The organism is Vibrio sp. Y176 (genome assembly GCF_033438945.1).
This window is the reverse complement of the sequence record NZ_JAWOQS010000157.1, coordinates 1-983: the sequence shown is the minus strand read 5'-3', so window position 1 is coordinate 983 and position 983 is coordinate 1. Positions and strand designations below refer to the sequence as shown.

Annotated in this window: 1 protein-coding gene; it reads right to left on the bottom strand. The window is 41.9% G+C overall.

All coding sequences use genetic code 11. From position 1 onward, the window contains the following. A partial coding sequence (locus R7O13_RS24800; protein WP_318304928.1) for a GGDEF domain-containing protein occupies positions 1 to 983 on the bottom strand: 983 nt, incomplete at both ends.

Below are 983 nucleotides of genomic sequence, written 5' to 3'. Positions count from 1 at the left end.
TACATCGCCATATCGGCACACGCCAACAGCTGCTCGGCGTTATCACCATCGTCTGGGAAAACCGACATGCCGACACTGCCTGTCAGGAAAAACTCGTGATTATTCCAAACAAACGGTTCACTAAAGGCCGATAACACACTCGAAGCAACGCGCTTCGCGGTATCGTTATCTGGTAAATCTGGAATCACCAACAGGAACTCATCCCCACCGATTCTCGCGAGCAAATCGGTTTTTCTCGCGACGTTTTGAAGACGCTGAGCACTGAGTTTGAGAATTTCATCCCCGACAAAATGCCCCATAGAATCGTTGATCTGTTTGAAGTGGTCCAAATCAATAAACATCACCAATACTTTTGACCCCGTACGAGATGCACGGATAAGCTCCAGCGCCAATCGTTCTGAGCCATAACTGCGATTTGGCAATTCTGTTAAGGTGTCGTATTTGGCTTGGAATGCGAGCTCTTTCTCCGATGCTTTTCGGCGCTCTATTTCTTTGGTGAGTTTGTGGTTTTGTTGAGAAAGAATATCTTTACGCTTTTTCTCTTCCTCAAGCTTAATCTTTAATTCCAATTTATTATTGTTTGCGACAAATGCATAACACAGCGCAATAACAATCATCACGGCGAGAATACTTAGCCCAACAATAAAGAGTCGAGAAGTAAAAATATCTCGCTCGTTGAGCGGTTCAAACCATGCCATCAATTTAAAATGATGTTGTTCCACTGGCACTTCGAAATATATTTTTCCATCCAAAACTTTAGAAAGAAAATGATTCTCATCTGCATTAGTGGTTGAGTTTTTAGTGATGGAATCCCACACCACCATTTCAACATCTTTTATTTTCAGCACCATGCGACTGTAGCTGTCTTCGTGCTCTTGATTGGTTAATTGCTCAATAACAATATCTTTATTGATGTCCGCAATTAAAAAAGCCACTGGTTTCCCAGAAAATTTGACTTGCTTAATCACTTGAATCCGAATGTT